The sequence below is a fragment of the Leisingera methylohalidivorans DSM 14336 genome (assembly GCF_000511355.1).
Lineage (GTDB): Bacteria > Pseudomonadota > Alphaproteobacteria > Rhodobacterales > Rhodobacteraceae > Leisingera > Leisingera methylohalidivorans.
Window position 1 is genome coordinate 41,869 of record NC_023146.1, and the last position, 24,641, is coordinate 66,509.

A 24,641-nucleotide genomic window follows, 5' to 3' on the forward strand; every position below is an offset into this window, starting at 1 on the left:
AGGTTCGTGGAAGAAGCCGAAAGTGTCTGCTGCGCAACGAGAAGCGCGTCCGAAAGCGAGGCTCTCCACAACCAATCCGGCACATGCGTGCAGCGATGCCTCACCCGGCATCACCCAGACTGCGAAGAGAAGCGTGACCCGGATGAGCGGCAAAGATCCCGTACAAGGAAGGAAAACGAGCTTGACCCGAACGCCCATTTAGAGAAGCAGACACTCGGGCGGGCCGATGCGATCCCCCTGCCCCAGGCTCGCGAGCTGGCCCGCACGCTGCTCGACGGCGTGGAAAAAGGTAGCGCTCCGGATGCCGCCCCGACGGTGGCCGCCTTCAGCCGCCACTATCTCAAGGATCTCGCCCCGAGCTGGAAACCGGCCACGCATCGCGCCCATGCACATGACGTCGAGCACCTCATCCTCCCCTATCTGGGCAGAAAGCGGCTCAATCAGGTGATCCGGGCAGATTTGGTTTCCTGGAAAGGCGGGTTGCCCGGCAGTGCTGCCAGCGGCAACCGGGCATTGGCCGTTTTGTCCGGCATGATGCGCCACGCGGAACTGCTTGGCCTCCAGCCGCCCGGCAGCAACCCTTGCAAGGGGCTGAGGCGCCGCAAGACAAGCTTCAAGGCCACCTATCTCTCCGAGGCACAGTGGGCCCGGCTGGGAGCTGCTTTGCGGCGGCTTGAGGAAACCCACCCTCGTGAGGCAGGCTGCTTCCGCTTTCTCGCCCTCACCGGCTGCCGCAAAGGGGAAGCCCTCGCCCTCCGCTGGGACATGATCGATGGTCCGCGCTGTGCTCTGCCAGATGCCAAGTCCGGACCGCGCGCGATCTGGCTCGGGCGCCCTGCAAAACGGGTTCTGGCCTCCTTTCCGCGCAGCAACCAGTACGTGTTCGGTGAGGGCAAGGACCCAATGCCGGACCACCGGATTGACAGGGTCTGGCGCAAGCTCCGGCAGAGCGCAAAACTTGATGGGGTCCGCCTGCATGATCTGCGCCACAGCTTTGCGTCGGCGGGGATCAATGCCGGGCTGGATCTGCGCGTGATCGGCGGACTGCTGGGCCATTCCGATCTCGCAACCACCGAAGGCTATGCGCATTTGGAGGACCGCACCATCAAGGCTGCAAGCCAGCGCGTTGGCACCCATCTGGAAAAGATCGTCAAGGCTCCGGCCTCGGGGCGCGGAGCCGGCCGTTCTCTTTACCAGCGCTTCTGCAGATCGTCCCTCTCCATCGACGCCTTCTGCGCTGAAAACGGGATCGACCCTGCCACCTTCCGGAACGGGCTGGTCGCATGGGTAACCGCACCTCGCGCATTCTGGATGCAAACAGCCAGATCACAATTGACAGCTACACCTATCCGTCCATCTCCAACCGGCTGCAATCCGTGGCCGGGGGCGGCAGCAGCCGGGCGCTGGGGTATGACAATGCAGGCAATGTCATCTCCGACAATCTAGGCGGCAGCCAGTATACCTACACCTACAACGCCGCAAACCGGATGAGCAGTTTCTCGGTCGGCGGCCTGCTGGAGGCGGAATACGGCTACAACGCGCTTGGTCAGCAGGTGATCCGGCGGCTGACGGCGGAAGGCAAGACGCTGCATGTGATCCACGACGCGGACGGCAACCGGATCGCTGAGTATGAATATGATCCGGTCAGCCAAAGCTCCACCCTGCTACGCGAGTATGTCTGGCTGGAGGGTGAGCCGGTTGCGGTGGTGGAGAATGACCAGATCTACTACATCCGCACCGACCACATCGGCCGCCCGGCTTTTGCCACCGACAGTGCGGGGGTGAAGGTCTGGGAGGCATACTATCTGCCCTTTGGCGGCGTGCATGTCTCAACCGGCGCAAACAGCGACTTGCGCTTCCCGGGCCAGTGGTTCCAGAGTGAGACCGGGCTGCACCAGAACTGGATGCGGGATTATGATCCCACCACCGGGCGCTACATGCAGGCGGATCCGCTGGGGCTGATCGACGGGCCGAGCGTTTATGGGTACGCGCTGCAGAACCCGGGGCGGTATATTGATCCGCGAGGGGAACAGGCCGGTGTATTCAATGGAGATGGAACAGTCAGTTTGCCCGGTGATGCCGGAGGCGGTTCGAGTGGATTGGGTAGCCTTGGCTCTCTAGGCGCCAAACTCGGTGGGCGTTTGGCAGGCGGAGTCCTTGGTGGTATTCTGAGCCCCACAACGCCAGGAAACGGTGAGTATACTCCTTCGCTTGATCAGGTTGCCCAAGAAAATGGTTGGTGTGGCGATCCATGCGAGTACTTGGAAAACAAAGTTAATGAACTCAAAACGCGCAGCGAGTCATTGGGAAGTTGCAAAGGAGGAATGTCACGGGCCCAATTGCGTGATAGGTACAACGTTTTTCGAAAGTTGGCGTTCAAGCGTCAGGAACGAGATCAAATCTGCCACGGCGCAAGCGATGCTGGGCACATGACCGCTGTAACTAAGGCATTGAACCGGATGAGGAAATGTAAGAGGTTGCTTGGAAATGGATTTTGACAGCGCGGTTGAGAGAATGGCGCCAATTCAGCGGCCCAAAGGGAAGCTGTCCGAAGCCTCCCTTCCCAAGGAAGTTAGAAACGCCCTGAGAGTAATTCGCGATGTCGATCTGAGGGAGGTGGACGTCAGTAGGTATGCTGCTGCATTAAGCGAAATTCTAGATTGGGCGCCTCCCGAAGAATACATATACGTTCTTAAATGTTTAATTGTTAGCTATTATCGAGATGGTAAAAAAATTTCATCTGTAACGGAAGCATTTATTTATGACCTTTCCGGCCAGCCTTCGAAATCAAAGAACCCTTTCTTGTGGCCGGACCCGTTTGGTCAGCGTTGGTTACGGCTGACGAAAGGTGAAATATCTTTGATACGAGATTGGCTATATGAAATTAAAGTACAGGTGTCCGCTGAAGGCAAGTATAAGGGATTCCTTGATGAAGTTGAATTATCTGATGCCCTTCGTACACTTGATTGTATCAGCGATCGAGAAGAGGGCGATATGGTAATAAAATTGTAGCTGCATTCTTGTTCTGGTTTTGACTGTTAGAACATTGACATGCTTTCTCCTATTAACTGAATTATTTTTGTAATATCCAAGTATTTGTATCTTTTGGTTGCCTGGAATCCGTGTGCCTTAGTGTAGTTGGCGCCACTGGCTGCGTGTAGTTAATCGAGAGGCTAGTTCTGTTTAGTCGTCGCCATTTATTCTCTATAGTCACCCAGTTCGGCACACTTTTCAGCCCCGTCCGGGCAGCCAATTGCCGGAGCGGCAGTCCTCTGCCGCCGCTTTTCGCAATCGCCGCCCAAATCCGGAACTGTTCCGGCGTCAGCAGCGCCTGGGCGGTACGTTCCGGGGTGCGGAACACATCCACCAGCCCGCCCGGGTCCTGTGCCACGATCCGGTAGTCCTCGCCGTTGAACCGCACCGGAAACGGCCTGCTGTTGAGCTTCAGGGCGGTGTCTTCGTCAAAGCGGATCATTGCAGCGTCTGCCCGCCCAACGCCTTAGGCGCTTCGGCGGCAAAGTGTCTTATCTCTCGTTGAGCAATGCAGTTTGGCTTATCGAGATTGTTCCTGGGGCCAGATAACTAGGTAAATTTGGTGGTAGCAAAACGGAAAGAGTTTGCAACCTTTTGCAAGTGCGCTCCCGAGCTTCCAGAAGATGGAATTCCAGCAGTGAAGCTGCGGCGGCGGTATCGTTACGCGCAAGTGCTTCGAGAACCGCGATATGCTCCAGAATGAGACGGCTGGTCCCCGGAGAGCGGCCCAGAAGCAGGCGGAACATTTCATTGATTGCTAGGACCAGGCGTGATTTTTGAAGGGTCTTGAGCAAGTGGCTGTTGGGACAGCCAGACAGCGCCTCCACATGCAAGGCGTTTTCCATCTTGGAAATGTCCTCTGCGTCCGGTTCCCTTTCTTGGCGGCCAAGTTCCCTTGCTTGCGCCAAGGCCCGTTCAATGTGGCTTTTTGCGATGTTGGGCGCGGCCTCTGCCAGGGCGACGGGTTCCAATAGGATGCGCAACTGATAGTGATTGCGCACGTCCATGGCAGTCAACACCGGCAGCACCCATTTCGAGCGTTCATTCTTTTCAACGATCCCTGAACTGCGGAGCTGTGAGAGCATATCACGGACGACCGTCCGGCTGACGGAAAAGTGCTCAGTCAGCTTCCCTTCGTTGATTTCCAGAGGACCGAAAGGAAGTGCGCGGATCAGCTCTTCGCGCAGGACTGGCAAGATTTGATCAGGGTTGGAAAGAGCCCGTGGAACCTTGTCTCTTGCCGTTAGATCGAACAGGGCCTGTTCAATAGAATCCCGACGGGGCAGCACAGAAGAATCAGTCCCGACCAGAAAGCCCCGGCCTTCGAAACGGGTGATCATTTTCCCAATATGAAGCTCTGCGAGCGCCTTTCTGATCGTGGTTCTGCTGGTACCAAAATGCCGGGCTAATGGCTCTTCGGTCAAAACTTGACCCGCCTCCAAACGCCCAGAAACCATAGCGTCCCTGATCGCTTCGGAAATCGACATATATCTGGGAATCATAGACAAATTTCAAACTTCGCCGTTGCGTTCCGTTGCTGGTACTGGACTGGCCGCCGACTTGTGTTGCGGGGCGAGGCCTTCGACCTCACGTACCTTAGGTTGCCCGGCCGGAAAACAAAAGGCTTCCCTTTCAGAAAAATGATCTTATGAATACTAAAGATCATTAATGTGGGAGAGGACACAAGATGGCATACACGGAAGCGGCAGCGCAGCGCCCGACGGCGGATGAAAAATCACATCTGTTAGAAGCTTCAATTTTGCCGGTCTGGCTGAATCAGCGAACCATTGGCGGACTAGGCTACGTGTGGATCTGGATTGGTATGGCGGTCATTATCGCGACCTTCCAGCTGGGCGCGGGCGGGGTTGCCGGATTGCCGCTGACGACGGTGATCGGGACCATTTTCCTTGCCAATCTTGTGCTTGGGTTGGTGATGGCGCTCACGGCGGATATCGGCACCGAGCACGGCATCAGCTTTGCCGTCTATCTGCGGGCGCCCTTTGGGACCATTGGCACACATTTGCCTTCGGTAACGCGGGGAATTGTCGCAGCTGCATGGTTCGGCATTCAGACCTACCTCGGGGCGCTCGCACTGAACGGTATCGTGTCCTACTTAGGCGGGTTTGACAGCTGGGTGTTCTGGTATGTCGTGTTCGGCTTGGTCCAGATCATCAACACCGCTATGGGCATCCGGGCAGTTCAGCTGCTCGCCAGTATTGCGGCCCCCGCGATCATCGCGATCTCGATCTGGATGTATTTCACCCTCGAGAACGTCGCTTCGGCGGGCGGGCACAACATCTGGACCTTTGCCGGCGATGCGGAAATGAGCGTTGTTGCGCTCTTCGTGGCCAACATGGCGTTCTGGTCGGCGCTTGCGGTGGATATTCCCAATATCACCCGGTTTCTGAAGACGGACGGAGGCGAGAAAAGCTTCTTCCGCCGCAACCGCAATATCTTTGCGGCGCAGTTCATCGCCCTGCCGGTGGCGCAGAGCTGGATCGCGCTGATCGGGGCGGTTTCCTTTATCGCAACCGGGGACTGGAATCCGATCAATGTCATTCAGGCACAGGGGACCGGGGTCACGCTGATTGTGCTGCTGGCGATGGTCATCCTGGCGCAATGGTCCACCAACACCAGCGCAAACCTGATCCCTGCCGCGCTTACCTTCGTGAACGCTGGCGCGCCTCGCATCACCTATGCGATGGGTATCGTGATTGCGGGCATCGTTGGCACGCTCACCATGCCCTGGCTGATCCTGAACCACCTGTTCACCTACCTCGGCATGTATGGCGCAATGCTGTCTGCTGTCGGCGGCATCATGGTCTGCGACTATTTTCTGATCCGGGGCCGCCGCCTGAACGTGCCGGACCTGTACCGCGAAGATGGCCAGTTCCGTTACTTTGGCGGCTGGAACCCGGCTGGTCTGATCGCTTGGGCCATTGGTGGTGGGCTGGCGCTGTATTTCATCCAATACGCTTATGTCGTCGGCTTCCCGGCTGCGATGGCAGTGTATTTCATCCTGATGAAAGCCTGGGTCCTGCCGCGTCATGAGCAGGCCGAGATCAATGACCCGGACGATGCGAAATACCTCGCGACATCGGTGGATCTGAACTGGGTCTACACGGCGGAAAACGGCATGCAGCGGGTCAAAACTGCAGACATCCCGTCGGATGCGATCGCTCGCGAAGACCTCTAAGCCGATCAATCCGGGCGGGGGCACATCGCACCCGCCCATGGAGACCATCATGACAGTGTTTCAAGAACATCACTTAGCCGGGACAACGACAGTCCCCGTGACGGAGCGGACGGCTGCCGCACTGCGGGCGCTGGAAGGCTGGCAAGAGTCAGGCGCCTGCACCGCAATCACTGCAGCGCGCGCGACGATGCAGGCCGCACAAGCTGAAGACCGCGCTGCCCGTGGTCAGTCGTTGGGGGCTCTGGACGGGATGAGCGTCCTCTGGAAGGACATTATCGACCAGGCGGGCCAGATCATCACCTGCGGCTCGGCCCTGCGCAAATCCGCGCAACCAGCGACGCAGGACGCCGCCTGCGTTACTCTGATCGAGGCCGCCGGCGGCGTATCGCTGGGCCGGACCGGCCTCTCGGAATTCGCCTTCTCCGGCCTTGGCATCAACCCGCATTTCGGCACACCGCCCTCTGCCCTGTCGGAGACGGTGCCACTGCTGCCGGGCGGCTCCTCCTCGGGTTCTGCGGTGCTGGTGGCGGCTGGGCTGGCCGATCTGGGGATCGGAACGGATACCTCAGGCTCCGTCCGACTGCCTGCGGCGCTGAATGGCATCTTTGGTTTCAAGCCCAGTGCGGCCCGCTATGATCGAACCGGCGTGCACGAGCTGTCCCGGACGCTTGATACTGTTGGCACATTGGCGCGGTCCATTGACGTGCTGCGTTCGGCGGACCAAATTCTGAACACCCAACCAGCCACCAACCCCGGCAAGGCGAAGACCGAAATCCTTGACCTGTCGGAGAGTCTCGGCCTGGTCTGGGAACCAGAGGTGACTGCGGCCTATCAGGCGGCGCTGAGCCGTATGGCAGCCGCCGGATGGACCGTGCGCCCCGCACATCTGAAAGCGGTTGACGAGCTGCGTGACCTGACCGCCTCCGAAGGGCCACTGGTGGCGATCGAAGCCCGGCGAAAGTATGCGGATCTGCTGGCAAGCGATGAGGCCAGCAAGATCGACCCGGTGATCCGCACGCGGCTGCTGCAGGCTCCGGTTCTGAGCGACGCGCAATATGCCGGGTACCTGCGCAAGCGGGAGCAGTTGATTTCAGGGGGCCGCGCCGAGATCGGGGACAGGCTGCTCGCCTTTCCCACGGTGCCCTCGCTGCGCCACGCGCTGCCGGTCTACCTGAACGACCAGAATGCGGCGCAGGAACTGAACGCCAGACTGCTCGCCGCCACGATGATCGGGAGCCTGTTGGACTGGCCCGGCCTTGCCGTGCCACTGCGCGACGCGGATGGCCGCGTCGAAGGTTCGATCCTGCTCTCGGCCGCGTCCGGAAATGATGATGGGCTGCTGACTCAGGTCGAACAGCTCATCCCCGCACTTACCCATCCAATCTTCAACATCTAAGGGAGAATGAAATGACAAAGAAAATTTTTGTCGCTTATGGCGTGGATGTCGATGCCGTTGCCGGCTGGCTCGGGTCCTACGGTGGCGAGGACTCGCCCGATGACATCTCGCGCGGAATGTTCGCAGGCGAAGTCGGCTCGCCGCGCCTGCTGAAACTCTTTGAAAAATATGGCATCAAGACCACCTGGTTCATTCCGGGCCACTCGATGGAAACCTTCCCCGAGGAGATGGCATCGGTCGCCAAGGCGGGCCACGAGATCGGCATTCACGGCTACTCGCACGAAAACCCCATTGCGATGACCCGCGAGCAGGAAATGGCGATCCTCGACAAGTCGATCGAACTGGCAACTGCCCTTAGCGGCAAGCGCCCGACCGGCTACGTTGCGCCCTGGTGGGAATTCTCCAATGTCACCAACGAGCTGCTGCTGGAGCGCGGAATCAAATACGACCACTCGCTGATGCACAACGATTTCCACCCCTACCGGGTGCGGGTCGGCGACAGCTGGACCAAAATCGACTACAGCCAGCATCCCGACACCTGGATGAAGCCGCTGGAGCGAGGCGAGGAAACCGACCTGATCGAGATTCCCGCCAACTGGTACCTCGACGATCTGCCGCCGATGATGTTCATCAAGAAAGCACCGAACAGCCACGGTTTCGTCAATCCGCGCGATATCGAGCAGATGTGGAAGGATCAGTTCGATTACGTCTACCGTGAAAACGACTATGCGATTTTCACCATGACCATCCACCCCGATGTCTCGGGCCGTCCGCAGGTTCTGATGATGCACGAGCGGCTGATTGAATACATCAACAGCCACGAGGGTGTGCAATGGGCCACCTTTGACGAGATCGCAGACGACTTTAACGCACGCGCACCGCGCAAAGCGTGATCAAAACGGTGGGGGGGCCTCCCCTCCCACCAAGTCACCAAGCCCAAAGGATAACAGCATGTGCGGATTATGCGGAATTTTTGGCACGGATGATCACTGGAGCGCCGCCGGGTTTGAAACCAGGGCCTCGGCAGATCCGGTGCTGCGGCGACGGGACCGGACGGCGCGGATCGCAGTGGTCAACCGCATGCTCGCACGTCGGCGCATCCAGCTTTCGGACTGGCAGGGGCAGAGCTATATCCTGCGCAATCTGACCGGACGGCAGGCCATTGTCAGCAATGTCACCGAGGTCTGGGCCGCGCTTGAAGCAGAGTTCGGCGGCGGATTTGACCCGCTGGACCCGGCAAACTTTCCCGAAACCCACCCCGAGGCAGGAGCGCTGTCATGACGCGTCGCACGGCGGTTCCCATCACCCTGCTGACCGGCTTTCTGGGGGCCGGCAAAACCACTTGGCTGTCGCGCGCGCTGCAAGATGACACCGCAGGCCGCGTCGCCGTTCTGGTGAATGAGTTCGGGGCGGTTGGCATCGATCACCTGCTGGTGGGCACTATCGCGCCGGATACCGTGCTGCTCGATTCCGGCTGCATCTGCTGCCAGATCCGCGGCGAGCTGAAAGACGCCATCCTGAACCTGATGACGCAGGCGCAAAACGGCGAGGTGCCGCAGTTCGACCGGATTGTCATTGAAACCACCGGGTTGGCGGATCCCTCGCAAATCCTGTCAACGCTGACCTTTGATCCGGTACTGCACAACCAAGTTGTCTTGCAGGACGTGGTTACCGTGGCCGATGCGCTGAACGGGGCCTCGCTGCATGCCAAACAGCCCGAGTGGGTTGCGCAGGTGGCGGCAGCCAGCACAATCCTGCTTTCCAAAACCGATCTCGTGCCGGAGGATCGGTTACTGGGTCTTCAGCTGCGGCTGGGGCTGATCAACCCGACAGCACAGTTGCTGGATGCCCGGCAATGTCCGTCGTTTGCGGATATTGCCAGCGATGGCGTCAATGGACCTGCTCTTACGCGCTCTCGCGCCCCCTCGCACAGCGACGGCACCGGGGCGCAGACTCTTAGCCTCAGCTTCGATGTCCCTCTGGACTGGACTGGTTTTGTCGTTTGGCTGTCGGCGCTCATCCACCGCCATGGCACCAATCTGCTGCGGGTGAAATGCCTGCTTAATTCGCCTGATGGCATCGTCCTGATTGATGGGGTTGGCCACACTTTGCACCACCCGCGTCACCTTGACAGTGCCATGCCTTCCGATCAAAACTCACACCTCGTATTTATAGGGCGCAATCTGGACATGGCGTTGCTGCGTGCTTCGTTTGAAGCTTTTTTAAACGTGAAAACATCCTGACAGACAAAAAGCAGAATGCCGGAACCACTGACATCGCCACCTTTGCACACCAAACCGCCGGTGTTGCGCGTGCTGGGAACCGGGGTGACGCTGATCAACACGATCCTCGCCTCGGCCGAAGCTGATCTGGGCATCCGGCTTGAATTCACCGCTCTGGACGGGATCGAAGCGCAACGTCGTGGTGTGCTGGCACCTGAGAGTTTCGACATTTACGATCAGTGGTTCCACGACCTTGATCTGGTCTGGCCTGCGCGGTCGCTGCGTCCTATCGAGGTAAACCGGATAAGCTGCTGGGACGAGGTCCGCAACTGGCCGGTGTTGCAGAGCGGGTCGGACAGGAGCGTGTCGCGCGGGACGCCCCTGGACCGGTTGTTCGTGCAGGAAAACGGCGAGTTGGGACGTGCGGCATCGAGCCGGATTTCGATGCTGCCGACGGTGTATAATGCCGACAGTTTTGCCATTGTCGGAGACAGCTCCACCCCCGAACCCACCAGCTGGGGCGATCTCTTGTCCGAGCAGTGGCGCGGCAGGGTCGCCATTCAAGCGGATGCAGCCATTGGTGTACCTGACCTGTTGCTGGCATTGCGGGCGCGAGGGGAATTTAAATGCGAAAACCCCGAAAACCTGACCCTCAGCGAAATCGGAAGTTTCATCCGCCTCGTTAAGCAATACCAATTGTCGGGTCATTTCGCCGGTTTCTGGACCGACAGGACGCCTGGTGCCGAGGGGGCCGCAAAACTATCAACGATGTGGTGGTCGAATTACCTATCGCAAAAGGCTAGGGGCATTCCCATCCGGATGTGCGCACCGCGCGAAGGGTATCGCGGCTGGTGCGGCGGTATGGCCCTGTCGCGGCATCTCGACCAGCACACCGAGGAGCTGGCCTACGCGTACCTGAACTGGTGGCTAACCGGCCCAGCGGGCGCGATCATGGCTCGAAATGGTGCCTATATGGCAGCTCCTGGGGCGGCGCGCGCGCATCTGTCAACGGTTGAGTGGGATTTCTGGTATGGAGGCAAACCGGCCGCTTCCGATATTTGTGACGCGTTTGGCAATGTCGTCTATCAGCCGGGAGAGCGCCGCGAAGGCGGCAGCTACGAGAAACGGCAAAGGCAAATCGTGATCTGGAATTCCGTGATGGAGGAGCACAATTTCCTTGTCAGACTATGGGATGTGATCGCCACAGGCGCGTTGATCTAGCGGATCAGGGCCTTTACCAGAAACTGGATTACCAGGGGCACCGTTATTGCAGAAACAAGGGCTCCAAACATCACGTCGGGCGCTGCAAGTGTGGCACATCTTTTTGCGCTTCGGGCCAGAACATAGACATTTGCCGCAGGTGGCAATGATGCCATTAGAACCGCTGTGCCCAACCAGACCGGCTGGTGCTCCAAAACAGGCCAAAGGCAGAGGCCTACCAGCACAGGATGCAGAGCCAGCTTCACAGAAAGGCTGGCTGTGACGCCCGACGAAACTCCTAGCCCTTCTTGACGGGCAAGAGTCAAACCGAGCGAGAACAAAACGCCAGGGGCCGCCGCAGTTGACAGTTACAGCCAGCGTAAACCCGGTGGTACCTAGGCCAAGGGCAATCGCAACGGTCAGGATAATCGGAGGACGCCGGGCATTGCCCAAAGCCACGATCAACCTCTTGGCCGATGCTCCGGCAGCTGGCACCGACCACAAGGACAACAGCACGATGATCTCGGAACAGAAAATCATGGCCGCCTGAAGGCCTGCGTCCTCCCCGAGCAGCTGAACAGAGAGGACCGCTGATATAGCCAATATTGGAGTAGGATCAGAGAAGCCCGGAACCGGCCGTGTCCGCATTCCTTCCTCTACGGCGGCCAAGGGTGGCCGCGAGGAAAAACAAACCTACCGTGAACGCTGAAGTCACGCTCAGCAGCAGTAGGACACAACCGGATGGACTGCGAGCCCTGCTGATTGTGTGAAACAGCAGGGCTCGCATGGCCAAGTAAAACACAAAATTTTCGAGCTAGCCCTGTGCGTTTTCTGATTTGGCTTGGATCCGCTGGGCCAGAAAACCAAGCCCGATGTGGATGAGGAACGGGAACAAGAGGCCAAGGCCAAGCATTACAGTTTATTCCGGTCACCGGGTCTGTAACCGGAGCAGCGGTTATGCACCCAGGCGGCGATCAATCTATGCATTAGCCTGGGCAAACGCGTTTGCCGTTTCCAGATCCGCGAGCGGCGAGAACATCTCAAAGTCGAACTCGTCACGGGGCTTTCCCTGGCGCGCCCTGGAGGGCCAGTCCGGCGATGCCAGTGCGGCCTTGCCGATTGCGACAAAATCGCAATCGCCTTGCGTGATCAGACGTTCTGCCACCTCCGGATCGCCCAGATCACCATTTGCGATCACAAGCAAAGAGGTGAACCTCTTGGCCAGCGCAGTCAGAGATTTGCCCTCTCCGAAGGCCGGTGCATTCGCGGCTCCCGGGAGCCGTTTCGCCAGGTCGTGCGCTGATCGGCGCGCTCATGACTGCGCAAATCCTGCGATAGCGGTTCTGAGTTCGGCCGGCGACATCTCCAGCGGATAGGAATAGGCACCTGTGCCGCGGTAGAATGGCATCTGGCTCCTCTTTGGCCGCACAGCTGGCGGGCCGCGGGTTTCATTTGCAAAACGATTGCGCGGCGTATTGGCGACGCCCCGCGCGTACTTTGCGCGTCCAAGGAGTATTTGGCCGAGGCTTCTCCAATTGCAAGCTTGCAAGATATGCAGCGCCACAAGACGCTAATGTTCAGTAACCTGCAAACTCCATCCAGCTGGTTCATGCGGCAGGGGACTGTCAAGGAGCGGGTCACTCCGCATGTGCCGTTTCAGGCGAACAACATCTATGTACTGAAGCGCGCTGCTGTGAACGGAGCAGGCATCGCGTTCCTGCCGAAAGTGATCGTTGAAACGGAGCTGCGCTCCGGCGCGCTTGTGCATTTGAACGCCTTCGAAGATGCGGCACCCTTCAAACTCTATCTGCTGCGGGCATCGCAAAAGCACCTCCCGGCCCGCATACAAGCAGCTTGGCATTTTTTTGCCGTCGTATAAAAATACCAGATGTTTGATCCCGTCGTCTGATGGTGCAATCCATTCGTTGAAGTAGAAAAATGCCGTATGGGACAAAAGCGTCAGCAACCTTAGAGCCCCACAGTTTGTGTTGAACGGGGCGACAGAAGCAGTGCAAGCGGAAACCGGTCAAGGCCCCTTAGCCTGGCCTACCTGGCCGCTGCGGAATCCGCCTGAGATCTTTTGCGGGCCAGGAGCACCCCGGTTTACAAATGCCTCCACGGCCTTTTACCCCTTTGTGGATCATCGCAGACCCACATTGGCACACCGATGCCGTCGGGGGGCGGTCAAATCATCAAAGCCGCTCTGAATGCCTCTAGCAGTTCAGATGTTTTGGACTGAGTTTACCCGGAAGCACGCGCCCATGAAGCAAAGCGCTCCACTTCCGCAAAACGCGGATGATTGCTGCGGCTCACGGCCCAGAAGGTTCTGCCGGGCAGTTCCGTTTCAGACAGGCGCACAAGGTGCCCGGCTGCAACAGCGGAGGCGGCCAATACGCTGGAAGCCAGTACCACGCCCTGACCTGCAAGCGCCGAATCTATGGCATTGATTTCCTCGGAAAAGTGCTGTGCGATCTCCGGCACCGCCCCCCCAAGTCCGGCCGCGTGAGACCAGCGCTGCCAGCTAGGCGACGCTTCCGCGCCGCAATTCCAGCGGTACTGGATCAGCGGCAGGCCCAAAATACCGGCGTCGCCGTTGAGCGTATGACGGCGCAGCACGTCCGGCGCGCAGAGCGGGATCAGGCTGTCTTCGAACAGCGGCAGCCATTGATCTTCGGGCTCCGCCTGGACTGCGTAGCGAACCGCAACGTCGACATCGCTACCGGACAGATCCACCGGCTGGTTGTCGGCCTCGACCTTCAGGTTCAGCCCGGTCTGACTGCGCAAGGCGGGCAGGCGCCGCATGAGCCAGAGGCTGGCGAAGGCCACCGTGACGGACACCGTCAACGGGCGTTCCGAATCCAGCTGCGAAATCCCCGCGATGGCGTTGCTCATACGGTCGAAACTCTCGCGCAGCACCGGGAACAATGCCGCTCCTTCGTCCGACAGGCGGATTGGACGCGGATAGCGGTGGAAGAGTTTCACCTCCAGGATCTCTTCCAGCTGGCGGATCTGGTGGCTGATCGCAGTCGGCGTCAGGTGAAGTTCGGCCGCGGCACGAGCAAAATGCAGATGCCGGGCGGCGGCTTCAAAAGCACGGAGCGCGTGGAGTGGAGGCAGGCGCCGCATCGATCTCGTCCTTTCCGTTCGGGTTGGAGTCAGGATGAATTTCATTCATCCTGACCATGAAAAATTCGCCTTCGCCAGAGGGTTGGCCGCTTGGTAGGCACAATGCGCAGTGCATAAACTCAGGAGATTGCCCATGCCCACCCTGTTGCGAATTGATGCAAGCGCCCAGCTTGAGGAACGCTCCCTCACACGTCATCTGACCGGGCTGTTCGCGCAAAACTTTCTGGCTCAAGCTCCGGACACGAAAGTGATTACCCGGGATGTCGGGTTGAACCCGATTCCTGCGATCGACCATAAATTCATCCATGCCGCCTTTACCCCGCCCGGGGACCGTGAGCCGTGGATGAACGGGCGTCTGGCGCTGTCCGACGAGCTGGTCGATGAGGTGATCGCGGCGGATATCGTCGTCCTCGGCGCGCCGATGTACAACTACGGCATGCCGGCCGCCCTGAAAGGCTGGATCGACCATATCGCGCGGATCGGCCGGACCTTTTCCTTTGATCTGGCGCGTGGCGACACGCCGATCGAGCCGATCCTGTCGGGAAAACGGCTGGTGGTGCTGTCGTCGCGCGGCGAATTCGGCTTTGCTTCGGGCGGTGTGCGGGCTCACCTCAACGCGCTTGACCCGGCGCTGGCGGCTTGCGCGCATTACTTCGGCGTAGCGCAGGCGGATATCGATACGATCGCTATCGAATATCAGGAGTTCAAGGACGCGCGTCACCAGGCGTCGGTTGAGACGGCAGAGGCCCGCACCCGCGAGCTGGCCGCGAAACTGGCTGCGAAACTGGCCGGTGCGGCGGCGCAGGCAGCCTAAGACATTCGTCTGAGACAGTAAAATCGGGGGGCGCGGATCGATATCCTCGCCCCCAGTTTTTTGTGCAATCTGGATCACTCAGCGTCCTGAAGGAGCAGGACTTCCAGCGCACTTGGCTGCGCATCCTCGCCATTGATCGGCAAAAGATCCATCGGGCAGCAGGAAATCACCACCACAGCATCCATTTCAGCGCGGAACAGCACATGGTCGCCTTGACTCGAAACCGGAGCACGCCACTCCATCGCACCGTCATCGACCACCGGCGTGTTCATCCAGAGGTTCAGCGGGCAAGGCACCGATGCCGGACGCAGGCCGATCGCCCCCAGCGCCATGCGCAGGTTGTCGGTGCAATTGTCGTGATAGTCCTCATGGCCCAATTGCGCGTAACGGTGCACATCGCAGGACGCGACCAGCGTGTCGTGAACACCGGGTGAGGTGTCCTCAACCAGCGTGAGGATCGGGCGGCGCCGGTTGGTCACCAGCGCATCGCCGGGGCGCGGCGACACGCGCCGCAGCGTCGGGCGCAGGTGCTCCATCGACAGGTATTCGTTGCAGTCGCCCTCGGCAAAGGCCCAGAAATCACCGATCTGGCTGCCGTCTCGGTTGATGACCGACAGCAGCTCACCCTTTTTCACGCGCATCGCCCGGCCCTGACGGGCGGGAATGGTGTAAGTGGTATCGGGGCTGAGGCGGCCATCCTCTGCAAGCGTCTGATGCGCGCTCGGGTTCTCACCGTCGGGCCGTGCAGCATCAAAGGGGGTATTGAGGGTATCCATCTTCATTTCTCCATCAGGACGGGATGAGTGTAGGGGGCTGCGGGCTCACGGTGCGGCTGCCAGGCGCCTTCGGCCTCCTGTCTGGCGGCATAGGCGGCGATCTCTTCCAGCGGTGCGAACCAGACATCGCCGCGCGACAGCACCTCCTCGAGCCAGCGCTCCACCACCCGCCAGCGGGCCAGCCGCCCGGTCAGGAACGGATGCCAGATGCCGATCCAGAGGCCACCGGCCTCGTATTGTGCCTCGAACTCCTCAAAGGAAGCCTCCAATCCGCGGCGCGGCGACATCACCGGCATCTTGTAGCCGATCTCGTCGAAATGCGCGAAAGGCGGCCAGTCGTCACTGCCCCAATGCACCGGCAGCTCGTAGAGAGAGCCGGATGCGGTGTCGATCCGATAGGGCAGATCGTCCGCCATCATCGAGCTTTCATAAGTCAACCCGTGCTTCACCGCGAGCGACAGCACCTCGGGGGTGACATTGTAGACCGGGGCGCGATAGCCGCGCGGGGTGCTGCCGGTCATCTGGCAGTGCACCTCAAGCGCCCGCTCGAACCAATAGGCCTGTTCCTCGGCGCTCTGTTCGGCAGGGTCTTCGTGCAGATACCCATGGTGGCCGATCTCATGCCCGCCGGCGAGGACCGCCTCGACCGTCTCGGGGTATTGCTCCATCACCCAGCCGGGCATGAAAAAGGACTGTTTGAGCCCCAACCGCCGGTAGGTTTCAAGAATACGCGGCACACCGGCGTTCGGGCCATAGCGGCCCATGCTGATCGGGTAGAGGCGGCGGTGCCCGTCGTCCGGCCGGGCGATGTGGATCAGGCTGTCGGCATCCACGTCAAACGTGATCGCACAGGCACAGCGGGCACCGTTCGGCCATTGGATCTGATTGCGGATCATGTCAGGGCTTCCTTTCGCATCAGCAGCGTTTCGACCATTGCCGCAGTGGCAAGCAGGGTTCGGTCACTGTCCGGAGGGCCGACCAGCTGCAAGCCCACCCAGCAGCCCGCGTCCGTCTTTCCGGCGGGCAGAGAAATGGCGGGCAAATCCAGCAGGCTCGCTGGCATGGTCAGGCGTAGAGCCGCAGCATTTGTTGCGGCAAAAGTTTGGGGATCTTCCAGCAGCGGCGCCAGGTGCGGGGCTTCGATGGCAACCGTCGGCAGGAGGTAGATGGTATCGGAGGCTCGGACGGTTTCGCGCAACGCTCTGGCACCCTGTTTGACGCGCGCGATCTTGTCCAGATCCAGACTCGCCGAAGCGCGGAGCCGCGCCGCGACAAAAGGGTCAAGGCGATGGGCGTTAGCGGTTTCGAGCAGGGGCCCACAGGTCTGGACCGCCTCGAAAGCTCCCGGCCAGCCGCCCGCGCTGATCAGCGCCAACGCCTCATCCAAAGGCGACCGACCGGGGTAGTCCATCAAAACGCCCGCCTGTTCGAGATCTGTCACCGCATCCTTGCAGCGCTGGGAAACCGGCGCAGCAACACTGCCCCCGTCAAGCAGGTCGCTGACAACCGAAAGGCCGCTGGCCGCGTCCGGCTTGGCAGTATCGCAGGACAGAATGGCATCCAGCTCGATGACATCGGCAACCGAGCGCGCAAAGCTGCCAACCGTGTCATAGCTGGGCGCGAGTGGTAACACGCCGCTCATCGGATACCGTCCGCGCGTGGGCCGAAAGCCCACCACGCCCTGAAACGCCGCGGGCACCCGGCAGGAGCCTGCAGTATCGGTACCGACGGCCAGACGGGTTGTCCCGCGCGCGACAGAGGCCGCAGCCCCCGAGGACGAGCCCCCCGGTGCCCGCCCTTCTATCAGCGGTGTTCCATAGTGGGGATTATAACCAATCCCGGAGAACGCCAGTTCCGATTGATTGGTGACGCCGATGCTGACCAGACCGGCCTTGCAGGCCCGATCTACGACCTCTGCATCCGCAGAGGCAGGTGCCGCTGCACGCCAGTGCAGAGAGCCCGCACGCGTGGTGACGCCCTTGATCGCGATCATATCCTTCCAAGAGACCGTGCTCCCATCGAGGGGTCCCAATCTTTCGGTGCGACCATCGCTTTGACGTGCTTCCGCGCGGGCCCGGGCCGGCAACAGGGACAGGAAAACTTCCGTTTCCCGACTGGCTCGACGTAGAGCGTCCATGGTCTTGTCGAGAACAGAGCTCATGCGGCTTTCACCACTTTGGAACCGGACTCCGATTGTCGCGCACTCTCCAGAAGAAAGCCGTCGCTGGAGTGCCAGGAGGCAAAGACCCGGGCCCCGGTGCTTGCGTCCAGCTGTTCAAGCTCGCGTTGCTGAACTTGCGCCACAAGGCTGTGGCCAGATGCGGTTTCTAGATGCAAATTGACAACCGCACCGGCAAATTCCTCTGACACCAGCGTGCAGACGATTTCGTTCTCGCCCCAACCTGGGTTGACGGTCACGGAGATTCTGTCCGCCCGTACAGCCAAATCCGCGCTGTCGCCTTCCGACAGCCCGCTGCTGTCGGCGAGCTGAACCTTGCCGTCGCGTGTTTCCAGAAAGCGTTTGCCGTCCTCTTTGCTCGAGATCCTGCCTTCCAAAAGACTGATCCCACCGACGAATTGCGCCACAAATTTGCTGCGGGGCCGCAGAAAGATGTCCTGCGGGCTTCCGATCTGCTCCACCCGGCCGCCGTTCATGATGACAACCCGGTCAGCCAGCGAGAAGGCCTCGGAATGGCTGTGGGTGACATAGACAAAGGTGATGCCAAGCTCGCGCTGAAGCTTTTTCAGCTCGCCCTGCATCTTGATGGCCATATGGGCGTCCAGCGCTGAAAGCGGCTCGTCCAAAAGCAGCACTTTGGGCTCCAGCACAAGGCTGCGGGCCAGGGCGACGCGCTGGCGCTGGCCGCCTGACAGCCGCGCGACATTGCGGTCTGCGTAGGTGGAAATGCCCAGCCGCTCCAGCCAGTCATCGGCGCGGCGGCGGCGCTCTGCCCCGGCAACGCCGCGCATCTTGAGCCCGAACTCGACGTTTTCCCGCACGGTCATGAAGGGGAACAAGGCCAGGCTTTGCCAGACCATGGGGGTTTCCCGTTCCCAGACCGGCAGTTGGTCGATGCGGTTGCCCGCAAGGGTGATCTGGCCACGGTCTGCGGTTTCGAGCCCAGCAAGCATGCGCAGGCTCGTGGTCTTGCCACAACCGGACGGCCCCATGATTGCAATGAATTCCCCCTCGGCAATATTCAGCGAAAACTCTTCGACGGCGACGTAGGTGCCATAGGACTTGGCAAGCCCGTCCAATTTGAGATGCAGTTTGGTCATTATGTCTCCTCCTTAGACATGGCGCCGCCGCTCTGGCTCAGGACCACGGCAAGCGCGATCAGAACCAGTGTCAGCGTGACGGAAAAACTCAATGTGCCGATGACGTGGATGGTCGGGTCGACCTGCCCCTGAAGCGTATTGAGAACCGCAACGGGAATGGTCTGGTTCAACCCGCCCGTGAACCAAGCGATAACGTACTCGTCAAACGACACAGCAAAGGTGATGAGGAAGGCGGCGAGAATGGCGGGCAGCGTATGGGGCAGCACGATACGGATGAGTGCGGAAGAGGGCTGCGCGCCAAGGTTCTGCGCTGCGGTTTCCAGCGTCTCATCCAGCTGCGCCAGCCGCAGCCGGCAGACCGCCATCGCAAAGGGCGCGGCAATCACGACATGGGCGGCAACCACGGCCGTAAGCGTGCCGGCAATGCCGATACGGGAAAAGAAGGCCAGCATGGCGAGGCCAAGGATGACCAGTGGCACCGTCGGAGGCAGCAAAGCCAGCGCCAGCACGGCTTTCTGGCCAAAGAACCGGAAACGATAGTCCGCATAGGCCGCGGCAAATCCCAGTGTGGTGGCGATCAGCGCGGTAATCCCGGCAACCGTCAGGCTGTTCCACAGGGCCTCCAGCATGGCGCGGTCAGTCAGGACCTGCGCATACCATTGGGTGCTGAACCCGGACATGTTGAGGCTCGGGAAACGGTCGGCGCTGAAGGAAAACAGGACTGCCGAAAGGATCGGCGCGTAGAGCAGCAGGAAAACCACTGCGAGCCCGGCAATCCAGAAGGCTTTCGGCATGGCGTGTTTCAGATGCGGGGGCATGTCTTATCCTTTCTCGCGGTACGCCCAAAGGACGGTTACGAAAGCGGTGGCCAGCAGGCTGGCGATCATCAGCAGCGACACGACGGCGGCGCGTGGCCATTGCTGACCGGCACGAACAAGATCCGTCACGAGGATCGGCAGGGTTTGGAAGGCGCCGCCGCCCAGATAGGCGGCGCTGACGAACTCTGCATAGGACAGCAAGAAGGCAAACAGCAGCCCGAGCGTCAGGCCGGGCCGGGCGGCGGGCAGGATCACGCGGAGCAGGATCGCTCCGGGCCGCGCCCCAAGGTTGGCCGCAGCGGAGATCCCGGTCCGGTCCACATTGGCAAGGGCGATGGTCTGCAGGATCAGCACCACCGGCAGCGCCAGTGTAGCATGGCCGAGAAACAGCGCGAAATAGGTGTTGAGAAGGCTTTCTCCCTTGCCGCCCAACGCCTGAACGATGGAAGAGATCACGCCGCCTTCGGCGAGGAACACCTGCCAGGAATAGATGCGAACGAGGTAGCTTGTGAAAAACGGCGCAATTGCAAGCCCCAGCAGGATCAGACGCTGGCGCGGCGCGGCAACAAAGGCCATCGCGTAGGAAGCCGGAAAGGCCAGCAGCGAAACCGCGACAGCGCTAGCCATCGCAAGCCCGTAGCTGCGCCAGAAACTGGCCCAGAGGAAGTCTAGGCCCAGAACATAGCGCCAGGCTGACAGCGTGGCGTCCGGTGTCAGCCGGTAATTCGCCACGGACCAGAAGGAAATCGCCACCAGTAAGCCCAGCGGCACTGCAAAAAACAACAGCAGCCAGGCAGGCAAGGGCAGCACCCATAGCGCCTGCCAGGCACGATTGAAGAGGAAATGGAACCGGCGCGCCGGAGTGCGGGCGGCGATAGCAGGGGAAGTCATGTCGGTATCTCCCATAAGGCTGCGGTCCCGGCTGCGGCGCCGGGACCAGACCGGGCATCAGGCGTTCTTGTAGCGCGTCCAGGCGTCGTTCCAGGTTTCCAGCGATTGCTGGACCGGGAGCTCCCGCAGGCGGATACGCCCGGCTCGGATTTCATCCAGCGCGTTTGGCCCGTTCAGCACCATGTTCTGGCGCCGTGCCTCGCCCGGCAGTTCCTCGTTCAGCCGGTCCCAGCCCGACCGCGTCGGGATCATGGCCGGATAGGCCTTGAGCGTGGCGGTTTTCACCTGTCCCTCGGGTGACAGCATGTATTGGATGAAGGTCCGCGCCAGATCCTGATTTCTGGAGCCTCCGCCGATCGACAGCGACTCGGTCCACTGCAGGCCGCCTTCCTCGGGGATGGTCGTGGTGACATCGGCACCATCCCGGGCCAGCACGCCGGTGATCCAGTCGCCGATACCGGGGATCGCGGCGACCTCGCCGGAGCGCAGCGCCGACAGCATGCCGCCATAATCATAGAAGCCGCGCACCTGAGGCCGGAGCGACATCAGCGTATCGGACAGTTCCGTCCAGTGTTGCTCATCCAGGTCAAAGGGCGACAGGTTGCCATTGAGGAGGCTCAAGGCGCCCAGGTTGGGCAGGTGCCAGTCGAAATGGCCGATCCGCCCCTCATGCCGAGAGTCCCACATGCCGCGGTAGCTGCGTGCTTCCGCTTCGCTCATCGCGGCGCGGTTATGGGAAAGCCCGAGGAACCCGAACCGCAGGAAAACTGCATAGGGGCGGTCGTCGAACCAGTGGCCGCGGAAATTCTGAAACTCCGGGAAGAAGTCATCGAACGGGTAGTCCTCCGGCACCAACGGTTCAATGAAGCCGGCCTGCTGCAATTGCACCACGTATTCCGCATCCGACAGGATCACGTCGTAAGTTCCGGTCGGAGACTGTGCAATTTGCGCAAGCATCTGGTCGCCGCCGACATACTCCTTGGCGCGGATGCGAACGTTGTGCATCTCCTCGAATGCGCCGATGACTTCGGGGTCGGCATGGCCTGCCCAGGTGAGCATCGACAAGTCGCGGCGGCCCTGCGCACGCAGCACGGCCGGGGCGGCGACAGCAGCAGCCGCCGCAAGCCCCCCCTTGATCAACCGCCGCCGGGTGGTGATAATATTGTGTGTCATTTTTCCCTCCCATTTCATTCCACAAGCTTCAGAAAGAGGAGGCGAAAAAACAAATGACCTTTCGTCAGGCCATGCTGAGATATTTTTGCGCAAGCCGGATACGTCATGCGTAAACTACCGCCACTAAACGCAATTCGCGCCTTTGAGGCAGTGGCCCGCAAACTTAGTTTCGCCGAAGCAGGAGAAGAGCTCGGTGTCACCGCGACCGCTATTAGCCATCAAATCAGGCATCTCGAAGCCTACCTTGGCTTCCAGCTGGTTGAGCGCCGCCCCCGCCAGATTGCCCTCACGCCCGCCGGGCACGAGCTGTTTCCCAAGCTGCAGACCGCCTTTGATATTTTGGGCGAAGCCTTCACAATGCTCGACAAGGATGTCTCGCAATCGCTGGTCCGGGTCACAACCACATATGCTTTTGCGGAACGCTGGCTGGTCCCGCGCTTGTCGGACTTTTTCGAAAAACACGGCGACATCAGGGTCGAGGTTGAGACCGATGATGACGTTCTGGACCTGCGGGCCGACCGGCTGGACGTTGCGATCCGATATGGTTCGCAAGATGCCGCGAGCGAGGAGGCCGAGATTTTGTTCTCGGATCGCTACATCCCCGTCAGCCTGGCTGACCGCCCGGACGCCGTCTTGCAGAAATGCCGACTGCTGGGGTTTCGCTGGCGCAATCCGGACATGGGCGGCCCGACCTGGGAACAATGGTTCAAGGACGCCGGGGAACAGTTCCCTTCGGGCCGCATTACCCGTTTCAGCGATGAAAGTGCGGCTTTTAACGCGCTGGATCAGGGATTGGGGCTTCTTCTGTCCAGCAGTGTGCTAGTTGATGAAGGTCTGCAATCAGGCCGCTACCGGAAAATCCCCGGTCCCGAGCTGCGCGGATTTGCCTATTGCCTCGTGCTCAATCCGCTATCGCGCAACAAGCACGGCGTTAAGACATTCGCCGATTGGGTCAGGCGAACCGCTAAACAGATATGAGCCCAATCGCCTCCGCATCGATAGCAACCATCTTTCCACGGGCATAGACCGTAGGCATCAGGTGCACATCGTGCCCGATAGCAATTAGTTCACGCGCCCAATGATGCACTGACCCGCATACCTCAATACCGATTAAACAACTTGGTAGCGCTTCGAAGAACTCGAGCAACTATCTGCGCAGTGTAGAAGGGGTGAAGACAACAGTGCTGTCGGACGCAATACCATGAGCCTGAAAACGTCCTTGCCGAGGTCCAATCCTACTGTCGTGGCTCTCATAGCGGAGTTTCTTTCCTGTTGAATGATGACTTCCGCAGCTGCCGCAACGCGCGGTGGCTGGGAGCAGACGCCATCCACTCTTTGATATTGGATCTTGATTGCCGGCGAAAGCGCGGTTTTTTGTCGAGGGCAACGGGGAAGTATGAACGGCTGGTTTGGTGAAACCTGCAGCATGGCGGCCCCGTTGCCACCGGCGGAACAGGAAGCGCGAGCGGGGATTTTGTAAACACGAGAAAGGATAGGTTTTGTCGCCAAAGGCAAAACTCTGTGTCGCCGACAATTTGGTGTCGGGCGACACAAAGTTCTTCCATTCAGGATCAGGTAAGCCCCTGATTTTCAATCAGCGGAAAAATCATGCTAACAGATATCTTTTTTGGCGTCTCACAGGTTTGCCCCTCAGCCAGGAACAAGAGCACGAGCCGGATTGAACAGTCAGGCACCGGGGCCTGCCGATGGCAAGGCAGCCTTACCCTCAAATGCCAAAGCCAGCACCTTTTTGACCCCTTGCAGGGCCAGAGGTTTCGACAGGTGAACGTCAAAGCCTTCCCTCAGGTACTCCTCAACCTGAAAAGACATCGTATTTGCTGTGCAAACGACGGCAAACGTGTGTACCCTATTCCGGGAAAGTTCAAATCCAAGAATGGCTTGCAGTGCTTCGACACCGTTCATAACCGGCATGGAATAGTCCTGTATGTAAATGTCATATCTGCCGTTTTTGCAGGCCTCCACCGCTTGCCGCCCATTACTGACAATGTCGGCCTCAACGCCGAGTTTCCTCAGCATCGCTGAAATCACCACCTGATTGGCTCGATTGTCTTCGGCGACAAGTGCTCGACGGCCCTGGAAGCTCGCCAATTTGCTGCTGGGCGCTGCGGCCTGGACTTTGGCAGCAGTCACGGTGGACAACGGAATGTTCAGCGAGACCTCCGTGCCGTGTTCCTCCCTGTGGTTTGCCCCATGATCCCCGGATGGCGCTTCGGGTCAAATTGGGCGAAAAGGACGGCGGCTGCGGCATCCGGCATGGGTGCTTGGTGCAGCCCTGAGAAAAACTGCCAGTTGTGTCATCCACGCCGGCCTGGACAAAGGGCGGAATGGCTGTCACCAGGAAGCCGCCCCCTTCATCAGCGCCGCAGGGGAACCAGCTTGCTCAGGCTTCGCTGTTCAGAGACGCCCGCCACACCCGGAACCGCCACGGCCCTGTCACCTCCTGCACCAGGCCCTGCGCGTCAAACCACGCAATGTTCCTTTGCCCCGCCGCGCGGCTGACGCCGGTGCGCTCTTCGGCTAGCGGGACTGTCATCAGCGGCCAGCTCCGGCACACCTCGATCAGCCGCGGCGATATGCGGCCCGACAGGAGTTTGATACCGCCGCGGGCTTCGCTCTCCCATTGATCCAGTTGATCAAGGTTTCGCATCGCGCGGATGGTCCCGTTTTCCACCGGCTGCAGCCACCGCCGCAGCCGG

The 24,641-nt window shown here is 60.1% G+C and carries 26 protein-coding genes; 12 read left to right on the top strand and 14 right to left on the bottom strand.

The genetic code is table 11. The annotated features are described in order from the left end of the window. The first annotated feature begins 6 nt into the window (after positions 1-6). The 3 genes from METH_RS25035 to METH_RS24170 are packed head-to-tail and all read left to right on the top strand — an operon-like array spanning position 7 to position 3,012. Positions 7-1,446, top strand: coding sequence for a tyrosine-type recombinase/integrase (locus tag METH_RS25035; protein WP_156927554.1), 1,440 nt, complete (start codon positions 7-9; stop codon positions 1,444-1,446). A gap of 41 nt (positions 1,447-1,487) precedes the next feature. After that, positions 1,488-2,498, top strand: coding sequence for an RHS repeat domain-containing protein (locus METH_RS20400; protein ID WP_024092669.1), 1,011 nt, complete (start codon positions 1,488-1,490; stop codon positions 2,496-2,498). Then, positions 2,488-3,012 carry a hypothetical protein gene (locus tag METH_RS24170; protein ID WP_156927555.1) on the top strand — a complete coding sequence of 175 codons (525 nt, stop codon included), beginning with the start codon at positions 2,488-2,490 and terminating at the stop codon, positions 3,010-3,012. The genes METH_RS20400 and METH_RS24170 overlap by 11 nt, the downstream gene beginning before the upstream one ends. 61 nt (positions 3,013-3,073) lie before the next feature. Here METH_RS24170 and METH_RS20405 read toward each other — a convergent pair whose 3' ends face one another. Further along, complete coding sequence (locus tag METH_RS20405; RefSeq protein ID WP_024092671.1) at positions 3,074-3,475, bottom strand: hypothetical protein; 402 nt, start codon at positions 3,473-3,475, stop codon at positions 3,074-3,076. A 49-nt stretch (positions 3,476-3,524) separates the two neighbouring features. Beyond that, entirely contained in the window at positions 3,525-4,520 is a 996-nt protein-coding gene (locus tag METH_RS20410; protein WP_044008786.1) for a GntR family transcriptional regulator, read from the bottom strand. Positions 4,521-4,720: 200 nt separating this feature from the next. Here METH_RS20410 and METH_RS20415 point away from each other — a divergent pair, with 200 nt between their 5' ends. The 6 genes from METH_RS20415 (at position 4,721) to METH_RS20440 (ending at position 11,068) form a co-directional block, all read left to right on the top strand. Then, entirely contained in the window at positions 4,721-6,229 is a 1,509-nt protein-coding gene (locus METH_RS20415; protein ID WP_024092673.1) for an NCS1 family transporter, read from the top strand. A gap of 97 nt (positions 6,230-6,326) precedes the next feature. Next, positions 6,327-7,625 carry an amidase family protein gene (locus METH_RS20420; protein WP_024092674.1) on the top strand — a complete coding sequence of 433 codons (1,299 nt, stop codon included), beginning with the start codon at positions 6,327-6,329 and terminating at the stop codon, positions 7,623-7,625. Positions 7,626-7,636: 11 nt separating this feature from the next. Further along, positions 7,637-8,518 (top strand): polysaccharide deacetylase family protein, encoded by an 882-nt coding sequence (locus METH_RS20425; protein ID WP_024092675.1) that lies wholly within the window; start codon positions 7,637-7,639, stop codon positions 8,516-8,518. 58 nt (positions 8,519-8,576) lie between these two features. Continuing rightward, a complete protein-coding gene (locus METH_RS20430) occupies positions 8,577-8,906 on the top strand; it encodes a hypothetical protein (RefSeq protein WP_024092676.1) in 330 nt (109 codons plus the stop codon). After that, positions 8,903-9,868, top strand: a complete 966-nt coding sequence (locus tag METH_RS20435) for a CobW family GTP-binding protein (RefSeq protein ID WP_024092677.1) — start codon at positions 8,903-8,905, stop codon at positions 9,866-9,868. The genes METH_RS20430 and METH_RS20435 overlap by 4 nt, the downstream gene beginning before the upstream one ends. Before the next feature lie 15 nt (positions 9,869-9,883). Then, complete coding sequence (locus METH_RS20440; RefSeq protein WP_044008787.1) at positions 9,884-11,068, top strand: ABC transporter substrate-binding protein; 1,185 nt, start codon at positions 9,884-9,886, stop codon at positions 11,066-11,068. On the opposite strand, the gene METH_RS25490 is transcribed toward METH_RS20440, so the two are convergent. Both METH_RS25490 and METH_RS20445 read right to left on the bottom strand, forming a co-directional pair. Then, complete coding sequence (locus tag METH_RS25490; RefSeq protein ID WP_156927566.1) at positions 11,065-11,415, bottom strand: AEC family transporter; 351 nt, start codon at positions 11,413-11,415, stop codon at positions 11,065-11,067. The genes METH_RS20440 and METH_RS25490 overlap by 4 nt on opposite strands. A 611-nt stretch (positions 11,416-12,026) precedes the next feature. Beyond that, a complete protein-coding gene (locus tag METH_RS20445; RefSeq protein ID WP_024092680.1) occupies positions 12,027-12,251 on the bottom strand; it encodes a hypothetical protein in 225 nt (74 codons plus the stop codon). 270 nt (positions 12,252-12,521) lie between these two features. On the opposite strand from METH_RS20445, the gene METH_RS25040 reads away from it, so the two are divergent. Next, positions 12,522-12,926: a LysR substrate-binding domain-containing protein gene (locus tag METH_RS25040; RefSeq protein ID WP_281173437.1), complete on the top strand. Its 405-nt coding sequence runs from the start codon at positions 12,522-12,524 to the stop codon at positions 12,924-12,926. Between the two features lie 362 nt (positions 12,927-13,288). On the opposite strand, the gene METH_RS20455 is transcribed toward METH_RS25040, so the two are convergent. Next, entirely contained in the window at positions 13,289-14,218 is a 930-nt protein-coding gene (locus tag METH_RS20455) for a LysR substrate-binding domain-containing protein (protein ID WP_245603008.1), read from the bottom strand. Between the two features lie 88 nt (positions 14,219-14,306). On the opposite strand from METH_RS20455, the gene METH_RS20460 reads away from it, so the two are divergent. Next, positions 14,307-14,987, top strand: a complete 681-nt coding sequence (locus METH_RS20460) for an FMN-dependent NADH-azoreductase (RefSeq protein WP_024092684.1) — start codon at positions 14,307-14,309, stop codon at positions 14,985-14,987. A gap of 74 nt (positions 14,988-15,061) precedes the next feature. Here the strand turns inward: METH_RS20460 and METH_RS20465 are convergent, their stop codons facing one another. From METH_RS20465 to METH_RS20495, 7 genes are read right to left on the bottom strand one after another with little or no spacing between them, the layout of a single operon-like run. After that, complete coding sequence (locus METH_RS20465; RefSeq protein WP_044008807.1) at positions 15,062-15,763, bottom strand: DUF1989 domain-containing protein; 702 nt, start codon at positions 15,761-15,763, stop codon at positions 15,062-15,064. Positions 15,764-15,765: 2 nt separating this feature from the next. Further along, the gene (locus METH_RS20470; RefSeq protein ID WP_024092686.1) at positions 15,766-16,659 is read right to left on the bottom strand and encodes a polysaccharide deacetylase family protein; all 894 of its coding nucleotides are present in this window, start codon (positions 16,657-16,659) and stop codon (positions 15,766-15,768) included. Continuing rightward, positions 16,656-17,924, bottom strand: coding sequence for an amidase family protein (locus tag METH_RS20475; RefSeq protein WP_084013872.1), 1,269 nt, complete (start codon positions 17,922-17,924; stop codon positions 16,656-16,658). The genes METH_RS20470 and METH_RS20475 overlap by 4 nt, the downstream gene beginning before the upstream one ends. Continuing rightward, a complete protein-coding gene (locus METH_RS20480; RefSeq protein WP_024092688.1) occupies positions 17,921-19,042 on the bottom strand; it encodes an ABC transporter ATP-binding protein in 1,122 nt (373 codons plus the stop codon). The genes METH_RS20475 and METH_RS20480 overlap by 4 nt, the downstream gene beginning before the upstream one ends. Beyond that, positions 19,042-19,860, bottom strand: a complete 819-nt coding sequence (locus METH_RS20485) for an ABC transporter permease (RefSeq protein WP_044008790.1) — start codon at positions 19,858-19,860, stop codon at positions 19,042-19,044. Before METH_RS20485 ends, METH_RS20480 begins: the two co-directional genes overlap by 1 nt. Positions 19,861-19,863: 3 nt before the next feature. After that, complete coding sequence (locus METH_RS20490) at positions 19,864-20,751, bottom strand: ABC transporter permease (protein ID WP_024092690.1); 888 nt, start codon at positions 20,749-20,751, stop codon at positions 19,864-19,866. A 57-nt stretch (positions 20,752-20,808) separates the two neighbouring features. Next, positions 20,809-21,924, bottom strand: a complete 1,116-nt coding sequence (locus METH_RS20495; RefSeq protein WP_156927557.1) for a polyamine ABC transporter substrate-binding protein — start codon at positions 21,922-21,924, stop codon at positions 20,809-20,811. Positions 21,925-22,029: 105 nt separating this feature from the next. On the opposite strand from METH_RS20495, the gene METH_RS20500 reads away from it, so the two are divergent. Next, positions 22,030-22,902, top strand: a complete 873-nt coding sequence (locus METH_RS20500) for a LysR substrate-binding domain-containing protein (RefSeq protein ID WP_044008791.1) — start codon at positions 22,030-22,032, stop codon at positions 22,900-22,902. A gap of 708 nt (positions 22,903-23,610) precedes the next feature. Here the strand turns inward: METH_RS20500 and METH_RS20505 are convergent. Together METH_RS20505 and METH_RS22845 are read right to left on the bottom strand one after the other, a co-directional pair. Beyond that, positions 23,611-24,075, bottom strand: coding sequence for a response regulator (locus METH_RS20505; RefSeq protein WP_156927558.1), 465 nt, complete (start codon positions 24,073-24,075; stop codon positions 23,611-23,613). 250 nt (positions 24,076-24,325) lie between these two features. Beyond that, positions 24,326-24,592, bottom strand: a complete 267-nt coding sequence (locus tag METH_RS22845; protein WP_024092694.1) for a hypothetical protein — start codon at positions 24,590-24,592, stop codon at positions 24,326-24,328. Between the last annotated feature and the right edge of the window lie 49 nt (positions 24,593-24,641).